The sequence below is a fragment of the Cognatishimia activa genome (assembly GCF_017798205.1).
In the GTDB taxonomy this organism is placed as follows: Bacteria; Pseudomonadota; Alphaproteobacteria; order Rhodobacterales; family Rhodobacteraceae; genus Cognatishimia; species Cognatishimia activa_A.
The window spans coordinates 2,696,619-2,720,953 of the sequence record NZ_CP060010.1 but is presented as its reverse complement, the minus strand read 5'-3'; the positions used below and the strand labels follow the sequence as shown (position 1 = coordinate 2,720,953).

General features: G+C 58.3%; 22 protein-coding genes. 10 read left to right on the top strand and 12 right to left on the bottom strand.

The features are described from left to right. Positions 1–39: 39 nt before the first annotated feature. Positions 40–1,449, bottom strand: coding sequence for a polysaccharide deacteylase family 2 protein (locus HZ995_RS13370; protein ID WP_209356165.1), 1,410 nt, complete (start codon positions 1,447–1,449; stop codon positions 40–42). Between the two features lie 164 nt (positions 1,450–1,613). Between HZ995_RS13370 and HZ995_RS13365 the strand changes: the two genes are divergently transcribed. The 7 genes from HZ995_RS13365 (at position 1,614) to lexA (ending at position 7,130) form a co-directional block, all read left to right on the top strand. Further along, on the top strand, positions 1,614–2,195 hold the full coding sequence (locus HZ995_RS13365) for an anthranilate synthase component II (RefSeq protein ID WP_209356164.1): 582 nt from the start codon (positions 1,614–1,616) through the stop codon (positions 2,193–2,195). Next, positions 2,192–3,214 carry an anthranilate phosphoribosyltransferase gene (gene trpD, locus HZ995_RS13360; RefSeq protein ID WP_209356163.1) on the top strand — a complete coding sequence of 341 codons (1,023 nt, stop codon included), beginning with the start codon at positions 2,192–2,194 and terminating at the stop codon, positions 3,212–3,214. Before HZ995_RS13365 ends, trpD begins: the two co-directional genes overlap by 4 nt. Then, positions 3,214–3,888, top strand: coding sequence for a uracil-DNA glycosylase (locus tag HZ995_RS13355; protein ID WP_209356162.1), 675 nt, complete (start codon positions 3,214–3,216; stop codon positions 3,886–3,888). Before trpD ends, HZ995_RS13355 begins: the two co-directional genes overlap by 1 nt. Beyond that, on the top strand, positions 3,885–4,694 hold the full coding sequence (gene trpC / locus HZ995_RS13350) for an indole-3-glycerol phosphate synthase TrpC (RefSeq protein ID WP_209356161.1): 810 nt from the start codon (positions 3,885–3,887) through the stop codon (positions 4,692–4,694). Before HZ995_RS13355 ends, trpC begins: the two co-directional genes overlap by 4 nt. A gap of 3 nt (positions 4,695–4,697) precedes the next feature. Continuing rightward, a complete protein-coding gene (moaC, locus tag HZ995_RS13345) occupies positions 4,698–5,180 on the top strand; it encodes a cyclic pyranopterin monophosphate synthase MoaC (protein ID WP_209356160.1) in 483 nt (160 codons plus the stop codon). Further along, a complete protein-coding gene (locus tag HZ995_RS13340; RefSeq protein ID WP_209356159.1) occupies positions 5,177–6,352 on the top strand; it encodes a molybdopterin molybdotransferase MoeA in 1,176 nt (391 codons plus the stop codon). The genes moaC and HZ995_RS13340 overlap by 4 nt, the downstream gene beginning before the upstream one ends. 94 nt (positions 6,353–6,446) lie before the next feature. Next, on the top strand, positions 6,447–7,130 hold the full coding sequence (gene lexA, locus HZ995_RS13335; RefSeq protein ID WP_209356158.1) for a transcriptional repressor LexA: 684 nt from the start codon (positions 6,447–6,449) through the stop codon (positions 7,128–7,130). On the opposite strand, the gene HZ995_RS13330 is transcribed toward lexA, so the two are convergent. Further along, a complete protein-coding gene (locus tag HZ995_RS13330) occupies positions 7,124–9,166 on the bottom strand; it encodes a ComEC/Rec2 family competence protein (protein ID WP_245168671.1) in 2,043 nt (680 codons plus the stop codon). The genes lexA and HZ995_RS13330 overlap by 7 nt on opposite strands. 78 nt (positions 9,167–9,244) lie before the next feature. Between HZ995_RS13330 and gltX the strand changes: the two genes are divergently transcribed. The 3 genes from gltX to HZ995_RS13315 all read left to right on the top strand — a co-directional run bounded on the left by gltX (position 9,245) and on the right by HZ995_RS13315 (position 12,754). Beyond that, a complete protein-coding gene (gene gltX / locus HZ995_RS13325; protein WP_209356157.1) occupies positions 9,245–10,645 on the top strand; it encodes a glutamate--tRNA ligase in 1,401 nt (466 codons plus the stop codon). An 81-nt stretch (positions 10,646–10,726) separates the two neighbouring features. Continuing rightward, positions 10,727–12,022, top strand: coding sequence for a citrate synthase (gene gltA, locus HZ995_RS13320; protein ID WP_209356156.1), 1,296 nt, complete (start codon positions 10,727–10,729; stop codon positions 12,020–12,022). 231 nt (positions 12,023–12,253) lie between these two features. Beyond that, a complete protein-coding gene (locus tag HZ995_RS13315; protein WP_209356155.1) occupies positions 12,254–12,754 on the top strand; it encodes a DUF2087 domain-containing protein in 501 nt (166 codons plus the stop codon). A gap of 83 nt (positions 12,755–12,837) precedes the next feature. Here HZ995_RS13315 and HZ995_RS13310 read toward each other — a convergent pair whose 3' ends face one another. The 10 genes from HZ995_RS13310 to HZ995_RS13265 all read right to left on the bottom strand — a co-directional run bounded on the left by HZ995_RS13310 (position 12,838) and on the right by HZ995_RS13265 (position 24,266). Continuing rightward, the gene (locus HZ995_RS13310) at positions 12,838–13,629 is read right to left on the bottom strand and encodes an enoyl-CoA hydratase-related protein (protein ID WP_209356154.1); all 792 of its coding nucleotides are present in this window, start codon (positions 13,627–13,629) and stop codon (positions 12,838–12,840) included. 72 nt (positions 13,630–13,701) lie between these two features. After that, positions 13,702–14,154: a cytochrome c-type biogenesis protein gene (locus tag HZ995_RS13305; RefSeq protein WP_209356153.1), complete on the bottom strand. Its 453-nt coding sequence runs from the start codon at positions 14,152–14,154 to the stop codon at positions 13,702–13,704. Then, positions 14,151–16,118, bottom strand: a complete 1,968-nt coding sequence (locus tag HZ995_RS13300; protein ID WP_209356152.1) for a heme lyase CcmF/NrfE family subunit — start codon at positions 16,116–16,118, stop codon at positions 14,151–14,153. Before HZ995_RS13300 ends, HZ995_RS13305 begins: the two co-directional genes overlap by 4 nt. An 82-nt stretch (positions 16,119–16,200) precedes the next feature. Next, a complete protein-coding gene (locus HZ995_RS13295; protein WP_209356151.1) occupies positions 16,201–16,734 on the bottom strand; it encodes a holin family protein in 534 nt (177 codons plus the stop codon). After that, positions 16,725–17,333, bottom strand: a complete 609-nt coding sequence (locus tag HZ995_RS13290; RefSeq protein WP_209356150.1) for a holin-associated N-acetylmuramidase — start codon at positions 17,331–17,333, stop codon at positions 16,725–16,727. Before HZ995_RS13290 ends, HZ995_RS13295 begins: the two co-directional genes overlap by 10 nt. Positions 17,334–17,420: 87 nt before the next feature. Beyond that, positions 17,421–17,864: a cytochrome c maturation protein CcmE gene (gene ccmE, locus HZ995_RS13285; protein ID WP_209356149.1), complete on the bottom strand. Its 444-nt coding sequence runs from the start codon at positions 17,862–17,864 to the stop codon at positions 17,421–17,423. Positions 17,865–17,883: 19 nt separating this feature from the next. Continuing rightward, complete coding sequence (gene argC / locus HZ995_RS13280; protein WP_209356148.1) at positions 17,884–18,912, bottom strand: N-acetyl-gamma-glutamyl-phosphate reductase; 1,029 nt, start codon at positions 18,910–18,912, stop codon at positions 17,884–17,886. An 87-nt stretch (positions 18,913–18,999) separates the two neighbouring features. Beyond that, the gene (locus HZ995_RS13275) at positions 19,000–19,812 is read right to left on the bottom strand and encodes a glutamate racemase (RefSeq protein WP_209356147.1); all 813 of its coding nucleotides are present in this window, start codon (positions 19,810–19,812) and stop codon (positions 19,000–19,002) included. A 27-nt stretch (positions 19,813–19,839) separates the two neighbouring features. Further along, positions 19,840–20,718 carry a lysophospholipid acyltransferase family protein gene (locus HZ995_RS13270; RefSeq protein WP_209356146.1) on the bottom strand — a complete coding sequence of 293 codons (879 nt, stop codon included), beginning with the start codon at positions 20,716–20,718 and terminating at the stop codon, positions 19,840–19,842. Positions 20,719–20,849: 131 nt separating this feature from the next. Next, on the bottom strand, positions 20,850–24,266 hold the full coding sequence (locus HZ995_RS13265; protein ID WP_209356145.1) for an indolepyruvate ferredoxin oxidoreductase family protein: 3,417 nt from the start codon (positions 24,264–24,266) through the stop codon (positions 20,850–20,852). Between the last annotated feature and the right edge of the window lie 69 nt (positions 24,267–24,335).

The following is a 24,335-nucleotide window of genomic DNA, read 5'->3' as shown; positions in this document are numbered from 1 at the left end:
TTAAAGAAATCGACGACGGAAACTTTCAAAGTTTCCGCCTTATCCTTCGGTCTGCGCGCGCAACAGGGTCGACGCCGGTGCCAAAGCAACCGTCGAAGCCCGATCCGCCAAGGTCCAAACCGCCAGCGCCGCCAGCGTATCCTGGCGCAAGTGGCCCAACATCAAGACACCATCTTCTTGGCGCGCCTTAAACGCCGCCTGATCGAGGAAGCGGCGCATCACGACCTCGGTCTGCCCCTTGCTGTCGATATCGCGAAAGACCGTCACTGACGGCACCCCATCGCGCGCAGCCATCTTCTGAGCCGTATTAAGCCCCTTGGGCCGCATCACCAAGCCATGGCCGGAAGCTCTGACAAAGGAAATCACCTGATCTGAAACTTCACGGCTTTCCTGCAGACCAGTCGCTGCGCCCTCAAGAATGGCAACACTCTCCGGCAGATTCACCAGACCCGTGGCAAGATTGACCTCGACATCTTCGGGCTTTGCACCCTCTGGCAGATCCAAAACCGCAAGCACCTCAAGCCCCATAGAGCGGAACATGCGCGCGCGTTCCACCGCATTAGAGGCCGCCGGGTTCACAGCAATGCTCAGAGGAAACGGAAACTCGCGCAGGATGCTCAGATCCAGATCGCTTTTGCCTTCGTCAATCAGAACGACCGACAGGATTGGCCGCGAGTTGATACGTTCAAACTTTGCAGCGAATTGCACGAGCGGGCTTGAGTCGCCTACCCCCGCCGCGTCCGCCGCAACCTGCGATGACCCAACAGTGGGCAAACGGGTCGACGTCAGCTGCGGAAAGGCTTCGTCGAGATCTGTGGCAGGTTGCAAAAGGGACGTCTGAACGTCCTCTTGTTCAGAGCCTCGTGACGCAGGAACGCCAAGATCTGTGGGCGTGGGATCTGCACGCGTGGTCTCGATGGGAACGTTGATCGTGGTCGGCGCACTCGGCGATTCAGAAACTGAGGGGGCGGCCAGGGTCGCCGTCTCCGTGGTTGCGACCTGAGGGCGCTGCACCGGCCTCAACGTGATTTCTGGTGTATCGCTCTCGGCTTCGGGCGTTTGAATGGCATTGGCTTGCGGTGTCGGGAAGACGGGTTCCAGGGCAGTCACAGCAACCGCAGAGGCCTCGTCTACGATCGGATCGCCATCCACGACAACAACATCCGAAGGCGTTGGTCGGGGCGCTGAGGCACGGTCTGCTTCCGGCACACCTTCGCCATCCGACTGAGCAGGTGCTGCCGCAACTGTATCGGTTGCAAGAGGCGCATCCGCCTCTGAGGGCGTGGCAAGACCCGGTTGCACGCTGGCAAGGGGCTCGGACACAGCCTGCGTGGCCTCGCTTTCCAGTTCAATCCGCGCAGGCAAAGGCGACACGAGCGAAACCACGCCCGCAAAGACAAGACCAAGGGCCCCGCCACCCAGAAATCCGACCAAAATCCCGCGTATCATGCGCTTACGTCCTTTGTGCCTCTGTTTTTTGGCCCCTGGGCCCTTTTTTTGGATAAGCAGCTGCCCCGCCCCTTGACCCTAGAGGTCAAGCCTGACCATGTATACCGCGACCGGGCGGGATCTTCCTACCCCGATCTTAAGAAACTTTGTAACCGGGCCGTATCATGCTGCTTTTGATCGATAACTACGACAGTTTTACCTACAATCTTGTACACTATTTGGGCGAACTTGGCGCCGACGTACAAGTATGGCGGAACGATGCGATCAATACGCAAGAAGCGATGGCGATGAATCCTGCGGGGATTCTCTTGTCCCCTGGGCCTTGCACGCCGAACGAAGCCGGCATCTGCCTGTCTTTGGTTGAGGCTGCGGCAGAAACCGGTACGCCATTGATGGGCGTGTGTCTGGGCCATCAGTCCATCGGTCAGGCCTTTGGCGGAAATGTCGTGCGCTGTCACGAGATCGTGCATGGCAAGATGGGTAAGATGCATCACACGGGCAAAGGTGTGTTTGCAGGGCTGCCCACGCCCTTTGACGCGACGCGGTACCATTCGCTGGTCGTTGAACGGGAAACCCTGCCCGACAGCCTTGAAATCACAGCGGAACTTGAGGACGGCACGATCATGGGTCTGCAGCATCGCGAGCTGCCAATTCAAGGCGTGCAATTCCACCCGGAATCCATTGCCTCGGAACACGGCCACGCGCTGTTGAAGAATTTCCTCGACATGATGAAGGTGCCGGCATGAGCGACGCGCTAAAACCTCTGATCAACGCCGCCGCAAATGGGCCTTTGACCCAAGAGCAGGCGGAAACTGCGTTTGAAGTTCTGTTCAACGGTGAAGCCACACCCAGCCAGATTGGCGGCCTTCTGATGGCGCTGCGCACGCGTGGAGAAACGGTGGACGAATACGCCGCCGCGGCTGCGGTTATGCGTGCGAAATGCAAGGCTGTGAAAGCTCCTGCTGGCGCGATGGACATCGTTGGCACGGGCGGAGACGGCAAACACACGCTAAATATATCAACCGCAACAGCCTTTGTTGTTGCGGGTGCTGGCGTTCCTGTTGCGAAACATGGCAACCGGAATTTGACCTCGAAATCAGGGACTTCTGATTTGCAGGGCCAGATGGGCATCAATGTGATGGTCGGCCCTGAGGTTGTTGAGAAGGCGCTGAATGAGGCCGGTATCGGTTTTATGATGGCCCCGATGCATCATCCGGCGATTGCGCATGTGATGCCAACGCGGACAGAGTTGGGCACGCGAACAATCTTTAATATCCTCGGCCCTCTGACCAATCCCGCGGGCGCGAAACGCCAATTGACAGGAGCTTTCATCAAGGATCTGATCCGCCCAATGGCAGAAACTCTGGGTCGTTTGGGCAGTGAGAAAGCCTGGCTTGTGCATGGCTCAGACGGCACGGATGAGCTGACCATCACAGGCACAAGCTGGGTTTCAGCCCTTGAGGCGGACGGCTCGGTGAAGGACTTCGAACTCCACCCCGAAGAAGCGGGCCTGCCGGTGCATCCCTTTGACTCCATCGTCGGCGGCACGCCCGAAGAAAACGCCACCGCCTTCCGCGCGCTTTTGGCGGGTGAGGCGAGCGCGTATCGGGATGCGGTTCTTCTGAATGCGGCCTCTGCTTTGCTGGTGGCTGATGCGGTCAGTGATCTGAAAGAAGGCGTCGCCAAGGCGCGAGAAAGCATCGACAGCGGTGCTGCGAAGTCCAAGGTTGAAGCCCTAGCGCGGATCACATCCGAGGCCGCCTGATGGGCGTCTCAGTCGGGCCCTCCGGTTCCTCTTCGATCCCCAAGACGTGGGCGCATCTGCCGTTCTTTTCTGAGCGTTTTCAATCTATTGACGCGAAGATCGCGGCGGATCCTCGCGATATCCTGCCGCCCGCACGTCAGCGTTTCGCGGCTCTTGAGGCTTGCGCACCGGATGCAGTGCGCGTGGTGATCCTTGGTCAAGACCCATACCCGACGCCCGGCCACGCGCATGGGCTGTCGTTCTCGGTTGAACCCGACGTCCACCCCCTGCCCCGTAGCCTCAACAATATCTACAAAGAGATGGTCGACGACCTCGGCCAGGCCCCGCAAACCGGAGACCTGCGCCCCTGGGCCGCGCAAGGCGTGCTTTTGCTGAACACAGTACTCTCCGTCCCCGCAGGCGAGGCTAACGGCCACAAAGACCTCGGCTGGCAGCAACTGGCCCATGAAGTCCTCTCCGAAGTTTCCCCAAAACCAACCGCCTTTGTCCTTTGGGGCAAACAGGCGCAGGCCCTCGCAAAACACATTCACCCGGGCGATCATCTGATGATAGAGACCGCCCACCCCTCTCCTTTGTCCGCCCGCCGTGGGTTCTTTGGCTCAAAGCCCTTTTCACGGATCAACGACTGGCTTAGGAACCAAGGTGAACAAGAGATCAACTGGACGCACGCATGACCGACACTGTTCTGGATAAAATCAAGGCCTATAAGCTCGAAGAGGTCGCCGCCGACAAAAAGGCGAAATCTCTGGCCGATGTCGAGGAATCTGCGCGTGCCGCAAGCCCCGTGCGCGGATTTGAGCGCGCTCTGTTTAAAGCATCCCGCCAAGGCTACGGCCTGATTGCCGAGGTCAAAAAGGCCAGCCCGTCCAAAGGCTTGATCCGCGCGGATTTTGATCCTGAGGACATCGCCGAAGCCTATGAGGCGGGCGGCGCGACCTGCCTGTCTGTCCTGACCGACACGCCGTCCTTTCAGGGTGCGAAAGAGTTCTTGACCATGGCGCGCGACGCCACCGACCTGCCCGCGTTGCGCAAGGATTTCATGTATGACACCTATCAGGTTGCCGAGGCGCGCGCCTTGGGGGCCGATTGTATCCTGATCATCATGGCCTCGGTCAGCGATGCACAGGCCGCAGAGCTTGAGGCCGCCGCCTTTGAATGGAAGATGGATGTTCTGATCGAAGTCCACGATGGCGAGGAACTCGACCGCGCGATGGCGCTGAAATCCCCGCTGTTGGGTATCAACAACCGCAACCTCAAGACATTTGAGACCACGCTTGATACCACGCGCACCCTAGCCCCACGTGTTCCGAAGGATCGGCTGGTGGTCTGCGAAAGCGGTTTGTTCACCCCCGAAGACCTCGCGGAGATGTCCAAGGTCAACGCCCGCACCTTCCTGATCGGTGAGAGCCTCATGCGTCAGGACGATGTGACGGCCGCAACCCAAAAACTGCTCGCCAACCCAGCCCCCGCCGGAGCCTGACCCATGTCTGATCCAAAGCTCAGCCATTTTGACGCCAAGGGCGAGGCCCATATGGTCGACGTCAGCGAAAAAGACGTCACCTCGCGCATCGCGACGGCTGAGGGACATGTCAAAATGGCCCGTCAAAGCTTTGATATCATTTCAGAAGGTCGCGCCAAGAAGGGCGATGTGTTGGCCGTCGCGCAGCTCGCCGGTATCATGGGCGCCAAGCAATGCGCCACGTTGATCCCGCTGTGTCATCCCCTGCCCATCACCAAAGTGTCCGTTGATCTGAAACTGGATGAGGCCCTGCCCGGCGTGCGCATCGAGGCAACCGTCAAGACCACCGGCCAGACCGGTGTCGAGATGGAGGCGCTGACCGCCGTCAACGTCGCAGCGCTCACCGTCTATGACATGGTCAAAGCGGTCGACAAGGCAATGGAGATCGGCGGCATTCGCGTGATCCTCAAGGACGGCGGCAAATCCGGCCGCTATCAAGCCGAATGATCACGGTCCCCGAGGCGCTCGCGCATCTCTTCGCGCTGGCCAAGCCGCTTGAGGCCGAGACTGTGCCTTTGGCGCAGGCCAATGGCCGCGTGCTGGCGGCGCCTGTGGCTGCGCGACGGGATCAGCCACCGTTTTCATCCTCGGCTATGGACGGATATGCGGTAAAGAACGCCGAGGTATCTGAGGGCGCGACATTCCATGTGATCGGGGAATCTGCGGCGGGCCATGGTTTTTATGGCAAGGTTGAAACCGGCCAAGCCGTGCGGATCTTTACCGGTGCGCCTGTGCCCGAAGGCGCGGATCGCATTGTCATCCAAGAGGATGTGACGCGCGACAGGGACATCATCACTCTTGGGGAAGACCTCGATCAAGCGCCCTATGTGCGCGCCAAAGGTAGCGACTTTAAGGACGGTCAAACCATTGACGCGCCACGCCTTTTGCACCCCACAGACATCGCTTTGATGGCCGCGATGAATATCGCCGAGGTCTCTGTGACCCGCCGCCCGCGCGTCGCGATCATGTCCACCGGAGACGAGCTGGTCATGCCCGGAGACACCCCCGGCCCAGATCAAATCATCGCCTCCAATTCCTTCGGCCTTCAGGCCATGCTGCGTGACATGGGCTGCGAAGCGCGGCTTTTGCCGATTGCGCGTGACACCGAGGCGAGCCTGCGCGCGGCCTTTTCCCATTGTGACGACGTAGATCTGGTCATCACAATCGGCGGGGCCTCTGTCGGAGACCATGACCTCGTGGGCAAAGTCGCGGGCGATCTGGGTATGGAGCGCAGCTTCTACAAAATCGCCATGCGGCCCGGAAAGCCCCTGATGGCGGGGCGCTTGGCCTCGGGGTCTATGATGATCGGTCTGCCTGGGAACCCCGTGTCCGCTATGGTCTGTGGCACGGTCTTTGTCGCCCCTGTGATCCGCGCGATGCTTGGGCTTGGCGCGGCCGCTCAGCCCACGCTGACGGCCCCTCTTGCGCATGATATCTCGGCCAATGGGATCCGCGAGCACTACATGCGGGCACGTATTGAAAATGGCGCATTGACCGTCTTTGACCGCCAGGACAGCGCGCTTTTGACGGTGCTTTCAGACGCCAACGCCCTGGCGATCCGTCCTGTCAAAGACCCAGCGCGCAAGGCCGGAGACACTCTGCATTATATCCCGATTTGACCGTCTAAAACCGGAACAAATCCAAAACAGTTGACACAAAACGTGAACACAGATAGAACAAACGCAAATCTTTAGGGTTTTCGGAGGCGAGCAGATGCTGACCAAGAAACAACGAGACTTGCTGGAGTTCATCCACAAACGGCTGCAACGCGATGGCGTGCCGCCGAGCTTTGACGAAATGAAAGACGCGCTGGATCTGCGGTCTAAATCGGGCATCCACCGTCTGATTACGGCCCTGGAAGAACGCGGCTTCATCCGTCGCCTCGCCCACCGCGCCCGTGCGATTGAGATTGTGAAATTTCCCGATGATATGGCCCCCGCCGGCTTCACGCCTCAGGTGATTGACGGCGGCAAGCCGGAACCAAAGATGCCTGAAATGCCTCAAGGTCTTGCGGCGATGGAACTGCCGATCATGGGCAAAATCGCGGCTGGTGTGCCGATTGAAGCGATCAGCCATGTGCATGATCACGTGGCGGTGCCGGGCTCGATGCTCTCGTCCAACGGCAAGCATTTCGCCCTTGAGGTCAAAGGCGACTCGATGATCGATGCGGGCATCAATGACGGCGATGTGGTGATCATCAAGGATTCGGCCGTGGCCCAGGATGGCGACATCGTGGTGGCTCTGATCGAAGAAGAAGAGGCCACGCTGAAAACCTACAAACGCCAAGGTAGCAATATCGCGCTAGAGGCCGCGAACCCGGCTTATGAAACGCGCGTTCTGCCCGATCATAAGGTCCGCGTTCAGGGCAAGCTGGTCGGCCTCATTCGCAGCTACTGAGCATGCGCGGGCGGTGACCACAGGCGTTTGCCGCGGGTCTCTACGACTGACCCGAATTCCAAACTGTCCCCTCGGACATAGATGGCCAAAGCTCCGGTTTTGGCCATTGTTTTTGGGGTGATGATGCGGCAGGGCACATCGATTGCGACCTCTTTGGAAGCAACGAGGATATCCGTAGAGCGACACGTAAACTTATGATCTAATTTTACTTTCCCGGACTTCACCCAGATTGCATGGCCATCCAGATACGCGAACGCAGCGTCTTTTTGCCCATCTTTGCGTCGCTCAAACGCCTCCAGCTGATCCGCCCCATCCCCATCGTTTTCCAGCCACACCCGCGCGGCAAAACCCTGCCCGCGTGGCTTGCTCACCGCGCGCCCAAACTCTGTCATCACCCCGACCAAAGCACTACTTTCATCGATTAAGACATCTGGTCGCTCGACCATGATCCACAGCCACCCACCAACGGCCAATGGGAGTATTCCAATCACCCGCAGCCGCCCAGCCCAGAGCATTACAAATAAGGCCCCCAAGCTGATCACCGGCAAAACGGCCGAGGGCGGCGCGACGACAGCCCTTCGCGCGCCGTCTAAGTTTGCGAAAAACGCGGCCACCCAAAGGATCCATTGCAAGCCCCACCCCATGACCGTGAGGGCGAGCCCCTCAAGCCCCAAGGGCGCCAAACAGAAAGCCACCACAGCCGCTGGCATCACTACAGCCCCCATAATCGGCACCGCAAGCAGGTTCGCGGGCAATCCATGGGCGGCATAGCCATTGAAATGGGCCCCTGCAAAAGGCGTGGTCGCGGCTCCGGCGACGAAAGACGTTATACACAGCGCAAGGACAGGTTTGAGCCACCCCGGCACAGGCCAACCAGCTTGAGACCTAAGCAACCCAAAGACCCAGACCAAGGCCGTCGTCGCGGTAAAGGACATATGAAATCCTGGCGACAAGAGGCTTTCGGGGCGTAAAACCAGCACGATCAATGCAGCAATGGCCACTGACCGCATTGAAATCGCACGACGGTCGAGCATGACAGCGACCAAAGCGACCGCCACCATCACGAAGGCCCGTTCTGTTGCAATACTCGCGCCCGACAACGCCAAATAGGCTACCGCGGCCAGTAAAGCTCCGCCGGCTGCGTATTTTTTGACCTGAACATGCAGGGCGACATAGGGCCATAAGGCCATCGCGGATCGCAACCCCGCGAAAACGACGCCAACCAAAAGCCCCATATGCAGGCCTGATATCGCCAAAAGATGCGCGAGGTTCGTTGTTCGCAGATGCTCGGTTGTGCCTTGGCGCAAGTGGCTGCGATCGCCGGTCGTGATGGCCGCGGCAACTGCGCCGACGTCGCCGCTCAGGTGTTTGCGTATCCCCTCGGACAGCGCAAATCGAACGCTCGCAACGGACACACCGTCAGGAGGTAGCGCAATCTCACGAGGCGGCGCACGTGTGTAGCCAAGCGCGCCAAGGCTTTGAAACCAGGCGTGTCTTTGGAAATCAAAGCCCCCCGGTTCCACCGGTCCAGACGGTGGTGCCAATCGTGCCCTCATTTCAATGCGTTGCAACGGCAAAGGCCGAAACCCCTTGGCCTTGCCATGCAACGACAAGCGCACCCGTTCCGGTGGTGCACGCGCGCCCAGATCCCACATTGCAACCTGATCCAAGGTCACACGCAGCGCATCAGATGACGAGCGATCAATCTCGATCACCCGCCCGGCAACAAGCCCGTTGTAAGGCAAATCTAATCGCGGCGCCGCGACCTCATGGGCGCGCCATGTGGCAAGGGCGAAACCCGCGATAACAAGCGTCAGCGCTATCGGGATCGCCATGAATCCACTTCGGTCGAGTGCCGCCCAGATCAACAGCGGTATCGCAAGCGCCAAGAGGCCAAGAACCAAAGCCTGATCCGGTTCAAAGCGGATCGAAAAATAGAGCCCGATCCCCAGTGCCAAAAACACCGGACACCAATGAAACAGATGCCCGCTTTGCCCCCTGAGCGTTCTTTCCAAAAACAGGGCAATCCGGAGCACTTGTTCTGCCCTCCTCTGAGCGATAGACAGGCCCGGAAAAATCTATGCCACTCTTGGTTACTGAAGGGTAAACCGCCTATGTCCAACGTCGTCACCCGCTTCGCCCCCTCTCCGACAGGCTTTTTGCATATCGGCGGCGCGCGCACTGCGCTGTTTAACTGGCTTTATGCGCGCGGGCGTGGCGGTAAATTCCTGTTGCGGATTGAGGACACAGATCGCGCGCGGTCTACCCCAGAGGCAACGGATGCGATCCTGCAAGGCATGGCTTGGCTTGGCCTTGATCACGATGGTGATGTGATCAGCCAGTTTGAACGTGCCGATCGGCATGCCGAGGTGGCACTGCAACTTTTGGCCGAGGGCAAGGCCTACAAGTGTTTCGCGACACAGGACGAAATTCAGGCCTTCCGTGACAAAGCCAAAGAGGAAGGCAAATCCACGCTGTACCGCAGCCCTTGGCGGGATGCGGAGGTATCAAGCCATCCCGATGCGCCATATGTGGTGCGGATCAAAGCGCCTCAGGAAGGCACGACGGTGATCCGTGATGAGGTTCAGGGTGATGTGAAAATCGCCAATGCACAGTTGGATGACATGATCCTGCTGCGCTCTGATGGCACGCCGGTTTATATGCTTGCAGTCGTTGTGGATGACCACGACATGGGCGTGACTCATGTGATCCGTGGTGACGATCACCTCAACAACGCAGCGCGCCAGATGATGATCTATGAGGCCATGGGCTGGGATCTGCCGACTTACGCGCATATCCCGCTGATCTTTGGTCCGGATGGTAAGAAACTCTCCAAACGCCACGGCGCGACTGGTGCGGAAGAGTACCAAAAGATGGGCTATCCGGCGGCCGGCATGCGCAACTATCTGGCGCGGCTGGGTTGGAGCCACGGCGATGACGAATTCTTTACCGATGCACAGGCCAAAGAGTGGTTTGATCTGGGTGGGATTGGCAAATCGCCAGCGCGGTTTGATTTCAAAAAGCTGGAAAACATCTGCGGTCAACATATTGCCGCGAGCGACGATGCCGCACTGCTGCATGAATTGGTTGATTTTCAACACGTTATGGGTGTGCAACCCTTTGACGCAGCGACAACCGAATTACTACGGGTGGGCATGTACTGTTTGAAAGAACGCGCCAAAACATTCCCGGAACTCCTTGAAAAGGCTCACTTTATTACGGCGCAACGCCCTCTTCAGCCAGACGAGAAGGCATCAAAAAATCTTGATGATGTATCCCGTGGTATACTGAAAGAATTGACGCCGCAGCTGCAAAATGCTAGCTGGACGCGAGACGGACTTGAGGCAGTCACCAGTTCTTTTGCTGAGGCGAAGGAAATCAAATTCGGCAAGATGGCGGGCCCACTAAGGGCGGCTTTGGCCGGACGCGCGGTGACCCCAAGTGTTTTTGATATGATGCTCGTGTTGGGGCCGGACGAATCCATCGCTCGGTTGCAAGACGCGGCAGCAGATTAGGGCAAGGGCAACGACCCTTGCTTTGACGTAAAAGAGCCCCGGGCGCCTTTCGCCCAGGAGCCCACCGAGGAAGGGAAAATTATGACCGACAGCACAAAATCCGCGACGCTGACTATTGGAGATGCGTCCTACGACCTGCCGATCTTCTCGCCAACTGCGGGACCCGATGTTCTTGATATCCGTAAGCTTTATGGCCAAGCGGGCGTCTTTACCTATGACCCAGGTTTCACCTCGACAGCCTCCTGTGATTCCACCATCACCTATATCGATGGCGGCAAAGGCGAGCTGTTGCACCGTGGCTACCCGATCGACCAACTGGCGGGTAAATCCCATTACCTAGAGGTCTGCTATCTGCTGCTCTACGGTGAGCTGCCGTCCGCGGCAGAGCTTGAGAAATTCGAAAGCACCATCACCCGCCATACGATGCTGCACGAGCAGATGGTGAACTTCTTCCGCGGCTTCCGTCGTGACGCACACCCAATGGCGATCATGACCGGTGTCGCAGGTGCAATGTCTGCCTTCTATCACGACTCCACAGACATCACCGACCCGCGCCAGCGCGAGATCGCGTCCCATCGTCTGATCGCAAAGATGCCAACTATTGCGGCATGGGCTTATAAATATTCGATCGGCCAGCCGTTCATCTATCCACGCAATGATCTGGATTACGCGTCCAACTTCCTGCACATGTGCTTTGCCGTCCCTGCCGAGGAATATAACGTCGATCCGATCCTGAGCCGCGCGATGGACCGTATCTTTACACTGCACGCGGACCACGAACAGAACGCATCGACCTCGACCGTGCGTCTGGCGTCCTCCTCTGGCGCGAACCCCTTTGCCTGTATTGCGGCAGGTATCGCATGCCTCTGGGGCCCTGCCCATGGTGGTGCGAACCAGGCGTGTCTGGAAATGCTGAAAGAGATCGGCACACCGGATCGTATCCCTGAGTTCATTGCCCGCGCGAAAGACAAGAACGATCCGTTCCGTCTGATGGGCTTTGGCCACCGCGTTTACAAAAACTTCGACCCACGCGCGACCGTGATGAAACAGTCCGCCGACGAAGTGCTGGACCTGCTGGGCGTGGAAAACAACCCAATCCTCGCGACTGCCAAAGAGCTGGAGCAAGCAGCTCTTGCGGATCCATATTTCGCAGAGAAGAAACTCTTCCCGAATGTGGACTTCTATTCCGGCATTATCCTCGAGGCGATGGGCTTCCCAACCTCGATGTTCACACCGATTTTCGCGCTAAGCCGCACCGTGGGCTGGGTCAGCCAGTGGAAAGAAATGATCGCAGATCCACAGAACAAGATCGGTCGCCCTCGCCAGCTGTATCTCGGCGAAACCGAGCGCGACTATACCGATATCGAAGACCGGTAAGTCCAAATCACAACACTTCGAAAGGCCGTGCAGTCCGCGCGGCCTTTTTTGTTGAGGCACAAGGGCAGTTCTGATTGTCTGAAGCTGGGTCCGCAGTTCACCCAGGCGTCGCCAGCCTTTTCGGCCAAGCTAAACCTGTGAGATACACACAACGGCACTTTCACTTTCGTGCAGTTGGCAAGGGCGACCACCACCTCGGTTCCGAGACGCACGTGTCTGAAGGATGCTGTTATGGCTCAAGACCTCACGCCGCTCTATATTGCGGATTTATCTACATTTACCAAAACCTTGCGAAAATCTTTGGACGGTGCGCCCGTGCCCGGACATGCGCAATTCATGAGCCTCGTGGCGCGGGCCGCGGGCTTTAAGAACACCCAACACCTGAAGGCCCAGCAACCTGAACCGCGTGGTCTTAGCAAAGACACGCAACGTGCTTTGCGTTTTATGGACGCCGAGGGCCGTATGTCGGGCTGGCCGCGTCGCACGCAGGTTCAGGCGCTATGTTTGTGGGCCATCTGGCGGTTTCTGCCTGCCAAACAGGATCTGACCGAGAAAGACGTGAATGAGGTGCTTAAAACGCGCGCCACCTTTGGCGATCACGTTCAGATCCGGCGCTCTTTGATCGAGAACGGCTTGATGAAACGAACGATCGACGGTGCAGTATATCGGCGCATTGAACGCAAACCTGCAGAGGAAGCTCAACTGTTTCTCCGCGCCCTTATGAAACGCTAAAAACCAAAGGCCGCCCAACTGGCGGCCTTTTCAAACGGAAACTTTGAAAGTTTCCGACGTCGATTTCTTTCAAAGAAATCGCGTCATCGCCCCTCAAAAACCGCCGGGCGTTTTTCAAAGAACGCGACAGAGCCTTCTTGGAAATCACGAGATTTTCCGCATTTGCCCTGCAGCTTCGCTTCAAGAGCCAATTGTTCTTCCAATGTATTGCCCCAAGTCGCGCGAAACGCCTGCTTGAGTGCGCGATACGCGCCACTTGGCCCTGCCCCCAGATGCGCAGCCCGCGCCTTCCAATGGGCCTCAAAACCACCGTCAGCCACGGCCTCCCAAATCAGCCCCCAGTCATCCGCCTGTTTGGCAGAGATCTTTTCCGCAAAGAGAGCAGCGCCCATGGCCTTGGCAGTGCCCGCCAGACGCGGCATCATATAGGTGCCGCCTGCATCGGGGATCAAACCAATCCGCGAAAAGGCCTGCAGGAAATATGCGCTGTCCGCGGCGATCACCACGTCACAGATCAAAGCAAGGTTCGCCCCGGCCCCCGCCGCAGCGCCATGTACGGCCGCAATCGTAGGAACTTCGCAATCCACAATCGCGCGCAGCATCGGGGTGTATTCATCGCGTAGCACACGCTCAAGATCCATCGTCGCGATAGATCCCTGCCCGCCCAGATCTTGCCCCGCGCAAAACCCTTTGCCTGCGCCGGTGATCACCAGCGCCCGCGCGCCAAGGCTTTCATGGTTTTGTGACACGTCGCGCACCGCATGCGTAATCTCGGCCCGCATTTGCCCATTCAGGGCGTTCATCTTGTCAGGCCGGTTGAGCGTTATCAGCGCATAGCCGTCTTGGACACTGAACTCTATCTCTTGATATTCCATAAAAAGGCCTTCCCGCTTAACGTTTGGCCTCAAAATAAGAAGAGTTTGGCGGTTGTGAAGAGCAACCGCGCGTCATTCCTTCAAGATTTCATCCAAGCGCTGCTTTTCATCCGCACTTAAGGCACGAAAGCCCGGTGTGCTGGCGCGACTGCGGCGACGCACATAGCCAAAGCCCAGCCCCAAAGCGATCAGAAGCATCACAGGCCCTGCCATCCACAGAACCAAATTCGCGCCATCGGCCCGCGGGTTCAGCAGCACGTATTCCCCGTAGCGATGGACCACAAAGGCGAGGACTTCGTCATCCGCGTCGCCCTCCATTATACGTTCGCGCACCAAGAGGCGCAGGTCACGCGCGACCTCTGCATTGCTTTCATCAATGCTCTCATTGCGACAGACCAAACAGCGCAACTCCTGAGACAAAGACCGCGCGCGCGCCTCAAGGCCCGGATCGGCCAGAACCTCATCAGGCTCTACGGCATAAAGCGGCGTTGCAAAGAGCCAGAGCAGGAAAATCAGACGTTTCATTCCGCAGGCACCGCCTTGGTCTTGCGCGCGCCAGAGGCTACGCGGTAGCGGCGATCAAACAGGCTCGCCAGACCGCCCAAGGACATCAGAATACAGCCTAGCCAAATCCAATTGGTCAAAGGTTTGATGTAGCTGCGCACCGTATAGCCGCCGTCGTCCTGCGGGTCTCCGAGCACCACATAGATGTCGCGCAAGAAGCGGTAATCAATCGCGGCTTCGGTCGTGGGCATGCGCGCCACCGGATAGATGCGTTTTTCCGGGTGCAGCTCGGCGACCTCGTTTCCGTTGCGCGTCACGCGCACGGTGCCAGTGGTCGCGAGGTAGTTCGGGCCTTCTATGTCATGGACCTCTTCCAGCACCATTTCATAAGCCCCGACAGAGAATTGCTCGCCCAGTTGCACAACGCGAATGTCTTCGACTTCCCAAGCGGTCAGCCCTGCAATCCCAAACATGGTGATGCCAAGCCCCCCATGGGCAATCGCCTTACCCCAATCGGCACCGGGCAGATTACGCAACCGCCGCAGCCGAGCGGCACGGTCTCCGCGCCCTGTCCGCGTCCAAAGATCAAAGATCGCGCCAAAGACCATCCAGCTCGCCAGCAACAGCCCGATTGGGCCAAGCAACGTTCTCTCCGTCTGCATCGCCCAGACGAGCCCCGCCAGCGCCAAAGCCAGAACCAAAGCAGGCACCAGAGGTCGCGAAATGCGCCCGAGCTTGCCCCGTTTCCAAGGCGTCATCGCTCCAATCGGCAAGAGCGCCCCAAGGGCCACCATGAAGGGCGTGAAAGCCATATTGAAGAACGGAGGCCCAACCGAGAGTTTGCGATCAAAGAACAGCTCAGCTACCAGCGGCCAGATCGTGCCGATAAAGACCACGAAACAGGCCACGGCCAAGAGGATGTTGTTCACGACCAGCATGCCCTCCCGGCTGACCATGCCAAAGACTCCCTTGGCTTCAAGCACCGCGGCGCGGGCCGCGAAGAGCGTCAAAGCGCCTCCCAAGAAGACCGCCAAAATGATCAGGATAAACACGCCCCGCTCTGGGTCATTGGCGAAAGCGTGCACCGAGGTCAAAACGCCAGACCGCACGATAAACGTCCCAATCAGACTGAACCCAAAAGCAAGGATCGCCAAGAGGATCGTCCAGGCCTTAAGGCTCTCGCGTTTCTCGACGACAATGGCCGAATGCAACAGCGCTGCCGCCAAAAGCCAAGGCATAAAGGACGCGTTTTCAACCGGATCCCAAAACCAGAACCCGCCCCAGCCCAGCTCGTAATAGGCCCACCAAGATCCAAGCGCGATGCCGATGGTCAGGAAAATCCAAGCGGCCAAAGTCCAAGGCCGAACCCACCGCGCCCAAGCCGCATCGACGCGGCCTTCGATCAGGGCCGCCACTGCAAAGGAAAAGGCCATCGAAAGCCCCACATAGCCCAGATACAAAAACGGCGGGTGCAGCGCGAGACCCACGTCCTGCAACAGCGGGTTCAGGTCTTGGCCGTTAAAGGGAACCATCTCCATGCGGACAAATGGGTTTGAGGTCAGCAGCATGAATGCAAAAAACGCCACCGCGATTGAGGCCTGTACCGCCAAAGCCCGCGCCTTTAGCGTAGGCGGCAGGTTGCCTCCAAACCACGCGAGACAAGCACCAAACAGTGTCAGGATCAGAACCCACAGCAGGAGCGAACCCTCGTGGTTCCCCCAAACACCTGAAATCTTGTAGATCATCGGCTTCAGCGTATGCGAGTTCGCATAGACCAAATGCACCGAGAAATCGCTGACCACAAAAGCATAGGTCAACGCTGCAAAGGCTGCAGCCGTCAGCACGAATTGCACCGTCGCTGCGGTGTCGCCCATGGCCATCCAGCCGCTCCAACGCTTGTGCGCGCCGATAAGGGGGACGATGGATTGCACCACAGCCGTGACGGCTGCGAGAATCAAAGCGAAGTGGCCGAGTTCTACTATCATGGGCCAGATATAGAACCCGCCGCAGCCCGCGCCAATTCAAATTCCCGACAAGGGCGCAGATGTCGCGCGACCGATTGGCACGTCAGCTTTGGGAGCGCTTCCATTCGGCAAGAGCGGGATTGACCTCAGTGCTTTGGTCGGCACTTTCAACCGCAAGGTTCTCGATCTGAGAAATCGCATTCACAACCTGCGCGGACCGCGCCAAACCCCGCGCGATATCACGTTGAAATTGCTGCCCTTTCGCCTGATGCCGCGCTCCGAAGTAAAAACTGACCACAACGCCCAACAACCACCACAATGGCTCGGGTACCAGGGCAATCCCTTGCATCCGCGCCGCAAACCAGAGCGGATCCACCATGGCTGCGACAAAGAGGCCGATGCAGCCCAAGGCCATCAAAGGCCGCGGCAGACGGTTGATCCCATCCATCACACGATCAAAGCCACCGCGATTGCTCTGTCGAAATTCCCCGCCAAACTGCGCCAAAGTCGCCCCCCGCAGATCATGCTCCCGCGCAGCACCCTTCTCGGAGTTCTGACGAAACACCTCGGCGGTCTCGGCCACCACATTGCGACCCCCGCCAAAGATCACATCAAGTATCCGCCCCACTACGCCCATGTCGCCACCCGACGGTCAAATTCGCGTGGGGACAGGTGATAGCGCGGCGAGATGAATTCCTCAGCCCGTTTGATCCAACCGCCCTTCTTGCCCGCTTTGGTGCGCGCGAATTTGCGCAATTTCGGCGTCTCATCAGCGATGCGGAAATAATAGTTCCGCCGCGCGATCCCATAAGCATCCGCCAGATGATGCGGCGCAAGGGCGGCGGCCGCCTCACAGGCCTCAAGCGTCTGAGGACCAATGCCCCCGTCCACCGACACCGCCTGCCCCATATCATTGAGCAGACGCTGCAGAATACGCACCGCGTTCCCACCCGCATTGACATACATGTCAAACACCGAAGCCTGCAGCGCCGGAGGGAGCTCGTTGATCCGAGGGGCTTCAAAATAGTCGCGCACAAAGATCTCGACCGCCTGCGCTTGGGTCAGAGCCTTCACGTCATGGGTCGTGACCTGCCCGTCGCCGTCCAGATCCATCCCCAGACGCCGCATCGTGCCGATGGTCACGCCGTATTTCGTCGCCCCACCCGGGTCATCGGGGTCATTCACATAGCCGCCCTCGCGACCCACGATTTCTTTGGCAATTTGTCTGACGTCCATGGGCACCTCGCATGATTATCTGCAAGGAGCCTGCGCCTCAGACCCTAATCCGGCTTGAGCCACCCGCGCGCCGCCTGCGCAACGCGCTTAGCTGTCTTCACCTTTGTAAACGCCCTGTTCTTTCAGAGCATCTACGACCTCTTTAGGCATATAGGTCTCATCGTGTTTGGCAAGGATTTCAGAGGCTTGAAAGACACCGTCAATGTAACGCCCTTGCCCGACCATACCTTGGTTCTCGGCAAACAGATCCGGCAGCACACCCACAAAACTCACAGGCACCGAGGCCCCGCCATCCGTCACAGAAAACGTAACCGTGTCGCCCTGACCGCGCACCAGCGTGCCTTCTTCGACCAACCCGCCAATACGGAACACCTCATTGGGCGCAGGCGGTTCCTCGACCACCTGACTGGGGGAGCGGAAAAAATTGATCCCGTCCCGCATCGCATAGCCAATCAAGCCCGTTGAGACCACCAAAGCCACCATGGCGGCGATGATGATCTGAATGCGTCTCTGTTTCTTGAGGCCCTTCATACGGCCCTCCTGCGCTGGTTTACGGGAAGCACGGCGCGAGCATCAGCCCGGCGGTCTCCGCCTCTCCTAGCATAAGATTGGCGTTCTGAACCGCTTGTCCAGAGGAGCCTTTGGTCAAATTGTCGAGTGCGGCAACAAGTATCACCCGCCCGTCGATCCGATCCTTGGTCACGCCGATGTGGCAAAAGTTCGATCCGCGCACGTGGTGGGTCGATGGGGTCTCGCCAAAGGGCAGCACTTCGATGAAAGGCTCGTCTTTGTAGGCAGCGACCATCGTGTCATAGACCGCTTGTGCATCACCCTGCACATAGCCCGTCGCAAGAATGCCCCGGTTGACCGGCAGCAGATGCGGGGTGAACTGGATTTTCACAGGACGACCTGCAATTGCGCTGAATTCCTGATCAAACTCACCCAGATGCCGGTGCGTACCGCCTACAGCGTAAGCGTTGTAACCCTCTGAGAGTTCCGCATGCAGCAGGTTCTCTTTCAACGACCGCCCCGCGCCGGACACTGCGCACTTCAGGTCGAGAATGATCTGGTCCAGATCAATCACACCCGCCGCAATCAAAGGCCGCAACAGGAACTGCCCTGTCGCCGCGTTACAGCCCGTGCCCGCAACCAGCCGCGCGGTCTTGATGTCTTCGCGGTAGAACTCAGTGAGACCATAAACTGCCTCGCCCTGCAGCTCGACGGCATCATGCTGACCGCCATACCACTTGGCGTATTCCTCGGGATCCCGCAGCCGGAAATCCGCTGACAAATCAACGACTTTGACTGTGTTTGGCAGAGCCTTAATGACCTTCTGGCTGGTCGCATGAGGCAGACCACAGAACACCAGATCCACATTGTCAAAATCGATCTCATCGATCTTGATCAGATCCGGTAGGTCCAAATGGCGCAGGTGCGGAAAGACCTCGGCCATGGATTTCCCCGCCTTGGAATTGGCGGCCAGTGCCACGATCTCCATGCTGGGATGGGTGGCGATAATCCGGATCAGTTCGGCACCTGTGTAGCCAGAGGCACCAAGAATTGCGATTTTATGGGTCATGTCAGACCTCTTTCTCATAGATCGCGGCGGCCCACTTCGGGCGCACGCGTGAATTTCATGGGGTTTTAAGCGCAGCGACGCGCGGGATCAAGCAGCGGTAAACTCGATCTTTCGTCGCAAAAACTGCGTTGCGCGCGCGGACACGCGGGCTGGATCGCCGGTCGTGAGGAATTTGCTCTCTTCGCCCGTGCCACGCATGTTTGGATGACGCTTCAGGTAATCTCCAAGGCTCGCGGCCACGAGGTTCGCTTGGCTATAGACCTTTACGTCTGGGCCCAAAGCGTCCTGAAAAATCTCTTCCATCAGCGGATAATGCGTGCATCCCAAAATGGCCGCCTCAGGCGTCGGCATTTTGCGCATCAAGGCGTCCACATGGCTACGCACCAGCGCATCCGCGAGGATCATATCGCCATCCTCAATGGCGTCGACAACGCCACCACAGGCCTGCGCCTCGACGTCCACGCCAATCGCACGGAACGCCAACTCGCGTTGAAACGCCCGGCTAGAGACCGTCGCCGGCGTCGCAAAGAGCGCCACATGTTTCACAGCCACCTCGCGCGGCGGGGAATTGTCGCCCCATTGCCGCTCGGTCAGAGCTTCGATCAAAGGCACGAATACGCCCAGGGCGCGCTTATCAGTCGGCAGAAAGCTTTCCTGCATCCGTCGCAAGGCCGCCGCGCTCGCGGTATTGCAGGCCAGGATCACCAGATCACAGCCCTCTTCCCACATACGCTCCAATGCGGCAGTCGTCAGATTGTAGATATCATCCGCATCGCGCACCCCATAAGGCGCATGGGCGTTGTCGCCATAATAAACAAACGGCACATCCGGCAGCGCCTTGGATACAGCATCCAAGACCGTCAGACCCCCTAGGCCACTATCGAAAATTCCTACCGCCATGCCCTTATGACCCTCGTGAAACCGGCTTTACGCCTTGTATTTCTCTTCAAACTCAAAGCCATAGGCGTCTGCATCGACAGGCTTTGGAGACAGAGCATAGGTTTCCTGCCGCAGGAAGTCCATGAGCGCTTTGGTGTCTTGGCGCCGCTTATCGAGCTCTTCGCGCGCAATCGGTTTGCCGATCACCACCTGCACCGGCCTGTCGACGCGCTTTTTGAATTCGCGAATGAGGAAACCCATGCGGAGCGTGTAATGCAGATGGCTCGCCACCTGAAACAGCCGCGAGGTCGTTCCGTCAAAGAACACAGGCACCACAGCGGCATCGGATTTCGCTACCATCCGCGCGGTAAAACCGCGCCAGCCCGGATCCATTGGTTCGCCAAAGGGCTTTTCCGCGGTGCTGACTGTGCCACCCGGAAAAATGCCAATTGCGCCACCTTGGCTTAGGTAGTTCACCGCCTCTTTGCGGGTCTGCAGGTTCAGCTTCATGGCTTCCTTGGTTTCATCAAAGCTGATCGGCAGGATGATGCGGTTGAGATCCTCGGCCTTGCGGAACACCTGATGCGCCAGAATGCGGAAATCGCCGCGCACCTCTGACAGGATATGCCCCATCATCAGCCCATCCAGAATGCCATAAGGATGGTTCGCGATCAGCAAAAGCGGCCCCTCTTTGGGGATATTGTCTAAAGAGCCGCCTGAAACCTCAAGGCTCAGCCCATAGCGTTCCACCATGACCTGCCAGAAATCGCGGCCATTCGCGACCTCATCCTCATAGCCTTTGGCCCGCTTGATCAGACGCAGACGCCCCGTGGTGTTTTCGAGCACACGAATAAAGGCCCGCCCACCCTTTGTGGCGGCGGAATGGGCGTAGCTGATATCCCGAACGATGGCACGATTGCTGGCCATGAGAGGTCTGTCCTAAAGGCTGTTTGGCGAGTTTGGCGAGTTTGGCGCTTACATAAGGGCAAGCACCAAGGTTTCAAAGTCTTTATGACAGGCTGGTAACGCAATCATGACAATTGACCGCAGCATTTTGCCTATTCTGCCGCCGCTTTGTGCGTTTTTGACATGCGGATGGCCGCCAAAATCTCTTCGCGGCGCTTGGCTGCCTTGGCTTCATTGGCGGCTTTCACCGGTCCAAAGCCACGGATTTGCAGCGGCAGTTCGGCAAGGGCGACGGCTTCATCGCTCGCAGTGGCGCGATTGGCGGGCAGGATATCCGCCATATCGGCCTCATACTGCTTGATCAGCGCACGCTCCATTTTGCGCTCTTCGGTGCGACCAAAGATATCAAGTACGGTGCCGCGCAGGCCTTTCATACGCGCGAGCAGTTTGAACCAGCGGATAATGCCTGGGCCGAACTCACGTTTCTCGGGGCGGCCATTGGGCCCGTCCTTTGAAATCATCGGCGGCGCGAGGTGAAACGTCATTTCAAAGCCGTCTTCAAACTGTGCTGCGGCCTTCTCCATCGTGCTCAGATGCAGACGCGCGACTTCGTATTCGTCCTTATAAGACAAGAGCTTATGATAGCCTTTTGCCACGGCCTCTTTCAGGCGTGCATCCTCTATGCCATCCACCATCTTGCGGTATGTCTTGGCCAGACGTTTGTTCTGATACTTTGTCAGATGATCCGCACGCATGGCGATTTTCTCGTCCAGCGTTTTCGGCAATTCCACCACATTGGGCGTCATCATCGCGCGGGCATCCTCGGGATAAAGCACCGCCCAACGGCCCAGCTCAAAGGCGCGTTTGTTGCGCTCTACTGCCGCTCCGTTCAACTCAATCGCCGCAAGGATCGCATCTCGGCTGATCGGCACGAGGCCCTTTTGCCAGGCCGCACCAAAGATCATCATGTTTGAATAAATCGAGTCCCCCATGATCACTCGTGCCAGCTCGGAGGCGTTAAACAACGCAAGCCCCTCACGCAGCCGCGCCTCGAGCGCCACGGTCAAACGGTCGGTTGGGATGGTGAATTCGGTATTGCGGGTGAATTCGCCGGTGATGATCTCGTGGCTGTTCACCACAGCGCCCGTCCGCCCCGCGGCGGTCAAACCGAGTGTCTTTGCGCCCGCGCTGACCACGAGGTCGCCGCCGATCAAAGCATCACATTCCCCGGTCGCCACACGGATCGCGCTGATCGCTTCCGGGGTCTCGGCCAGACGGCAATGGATATGCACCGCGCCACCCTTCTGCGCGAGACCTGCCATCTCCATCATGCCTGCAGCTTTGCCGTCGATCTGCGCGGCTTGGGCGAGGACTGCACCAATAGTGACAACTCCAGTACCGCCAACGCCTGTGATGACCACGTTGTGGGTGGATTTGATCGGGGTGATCTCTGGTTCCGGCATATCCGGCAGGGTAACGTCCTTTGCCGCCTCTTTGCGGACCTTCGCGCCCTTGAGCGTCACGAAGGACGGGCAGAAGCCATTCACACAAGAGAAATCCTTGTTACAGCTGGACTGATCAATCGCCCGTTTGCGGCCCAGTTCTGTTTCGACCGGCACGATGGAAATACAGTTGGACTGCACCCCGCAATCGCCACAGCCTTCGCAGACGTCCGTGTTGATAAAGACCCGCTTGTCGATGTCAGGAAACGTCCCGCGTTTGCGGCGACGCCGTTTTTCGGCGGCGCAGGTTTGCACATAAATAATGGCCGATACGCCTTTGCCTTTGCTCAGTCTTTCCTGAACCTGCATCAACTCTGCACGTTCATGGAATGGGACGCCAGAGGGGAAGGCGCTCTGCACCACATCCTCTTTCTCGTCATAAACGACGACCAGATCCTCAACACCCATCGCCAGCAATTCGCGCGTGATTTTCGGAGCGTCCAGCCCGCCGTCATTGGACTGCCCACCCGTCATCGCGACCGCGTCATTGTAGAGGATTTTGTAGGTGATATTCGTTTTCGCCGCCAAAGCCGCCCGGATCGCCTGAACGCCCGAGTGGTTATAGGTCCCGTCCCCCAGATTCTGGAAAACATGATCCCGATTGGAAAAAGGTGCCTCGCCAATCCAGTTCGCCCCTTCGGCCCCCATATGGGTGAACCCAGAGGTCTCGCGATCCATCCATTGCACCATATAGTGACAGCCAATCCCCGCATAGGCGCGGCTGCCATCGGGCACTTTGGTCGAGGAGTTATGCGGACAGCCGGAGCAGAAATGCGGGATCCGTGCGGTGATATCTTCGGCATTGTCGGCGCGTTGCGCCTCATCCAGAAGCGCGATCCCGTTTTTCACGGCCTCCGTGTCGCGCCCCTCTTCCACAAGGATCTCGCCAATCTTCTGCGCGATCATGATGGGATTGAGCGCATCCCGTGTCGGGAACAGTTCTTCGCGATGCATCTGACCTGCACCGCCCTTATACCAGCCATAAACACGACGACCGCGACGGTCATCGAAAATCGCTTCTTTGACCTGAACCTCAATCAGCTTGCGCTTTTCCTCAACGATTACGATCAGATCAAGCCCTTCGGCCCAATCATGAAAGCCCTTCATATCCAGCGGAAAGACCTGCCCAACCTTATAGGTGGTGATCCCCAGACGCTCGGCCTCGGCCTCATCAATCCCCAGCAAGGACATCGCATGGGTCAGATCCAGCCAGTTCTTACCCGCCGCCACAAACCCGATCTTGGCACCGGGTTTGCCCCACATGCGTTTGTCCATTTTATTGGCATGGGAAAACGCCTCAGCCGCAAAGCGTTTGTAATCAATCATCCGCGCTTCCTGCGCGTGGGGCGTGTCACCAAGGCGGATATTGAGGCCACCCTCGGGCATATCAAACTCTGGCTCAACAATCTGAACGCGGTCCAGCGATCCATCAACAACCGAGGTCGCCTCGATCGTGTCTTTCATGGTCTTCAGACCAACCCAAACGCCCGCAAATCGAGACAGTGCAATGCCGTAAAGACCGTAATCAATGACCTCCTGCACACCCGCCGGAGACACCACCGGCATATAGGCATCCACCAAAGCCCATTCCGACTGGTGCAGAACCGTCGAGCTCTCGCCCGTATGGTCATCCCCCATCGCCATCAGCACGCCGCCAAATTTCGAGGTGCCCGCCATATTCGCGTGCCGCATCGCATCGCCGGTCCGGTCAACCCCCGGCCCCTTGCCGTACCACAGACCAAAGACACCATCGAATTTGCCCTCGCCCCGCAGTTCCGCCTGTTGCGCGCCCCAGAGTTGCGTCGCCGCAAGGTCTTCGTTCAAACCGGATTGAAACAGCACATCAGCCGCCGACAATTCAGGCTCGGCCCGCATCATCACACTATCCACAGCCCCCAGCGGAGACCCGCGATACCCCGTTACATAGCCCGCCGTGTTCAGCCCGGCGGCGGTATCACGCGCCTTTTGGGTCAGCATCAGTCTCACCAATGCCTGCGTACCGTTCAACAGGACCTGTTTTTTAGTCAGATCAAACTTGTCCTTGAGGGAAACCTTTTGGATGCTCATGCGTGCTATGTGCCTCCCAACACTTGGCTGCTACATCGAGTATACCCTAAGGTTAGGTCACAATTGCTG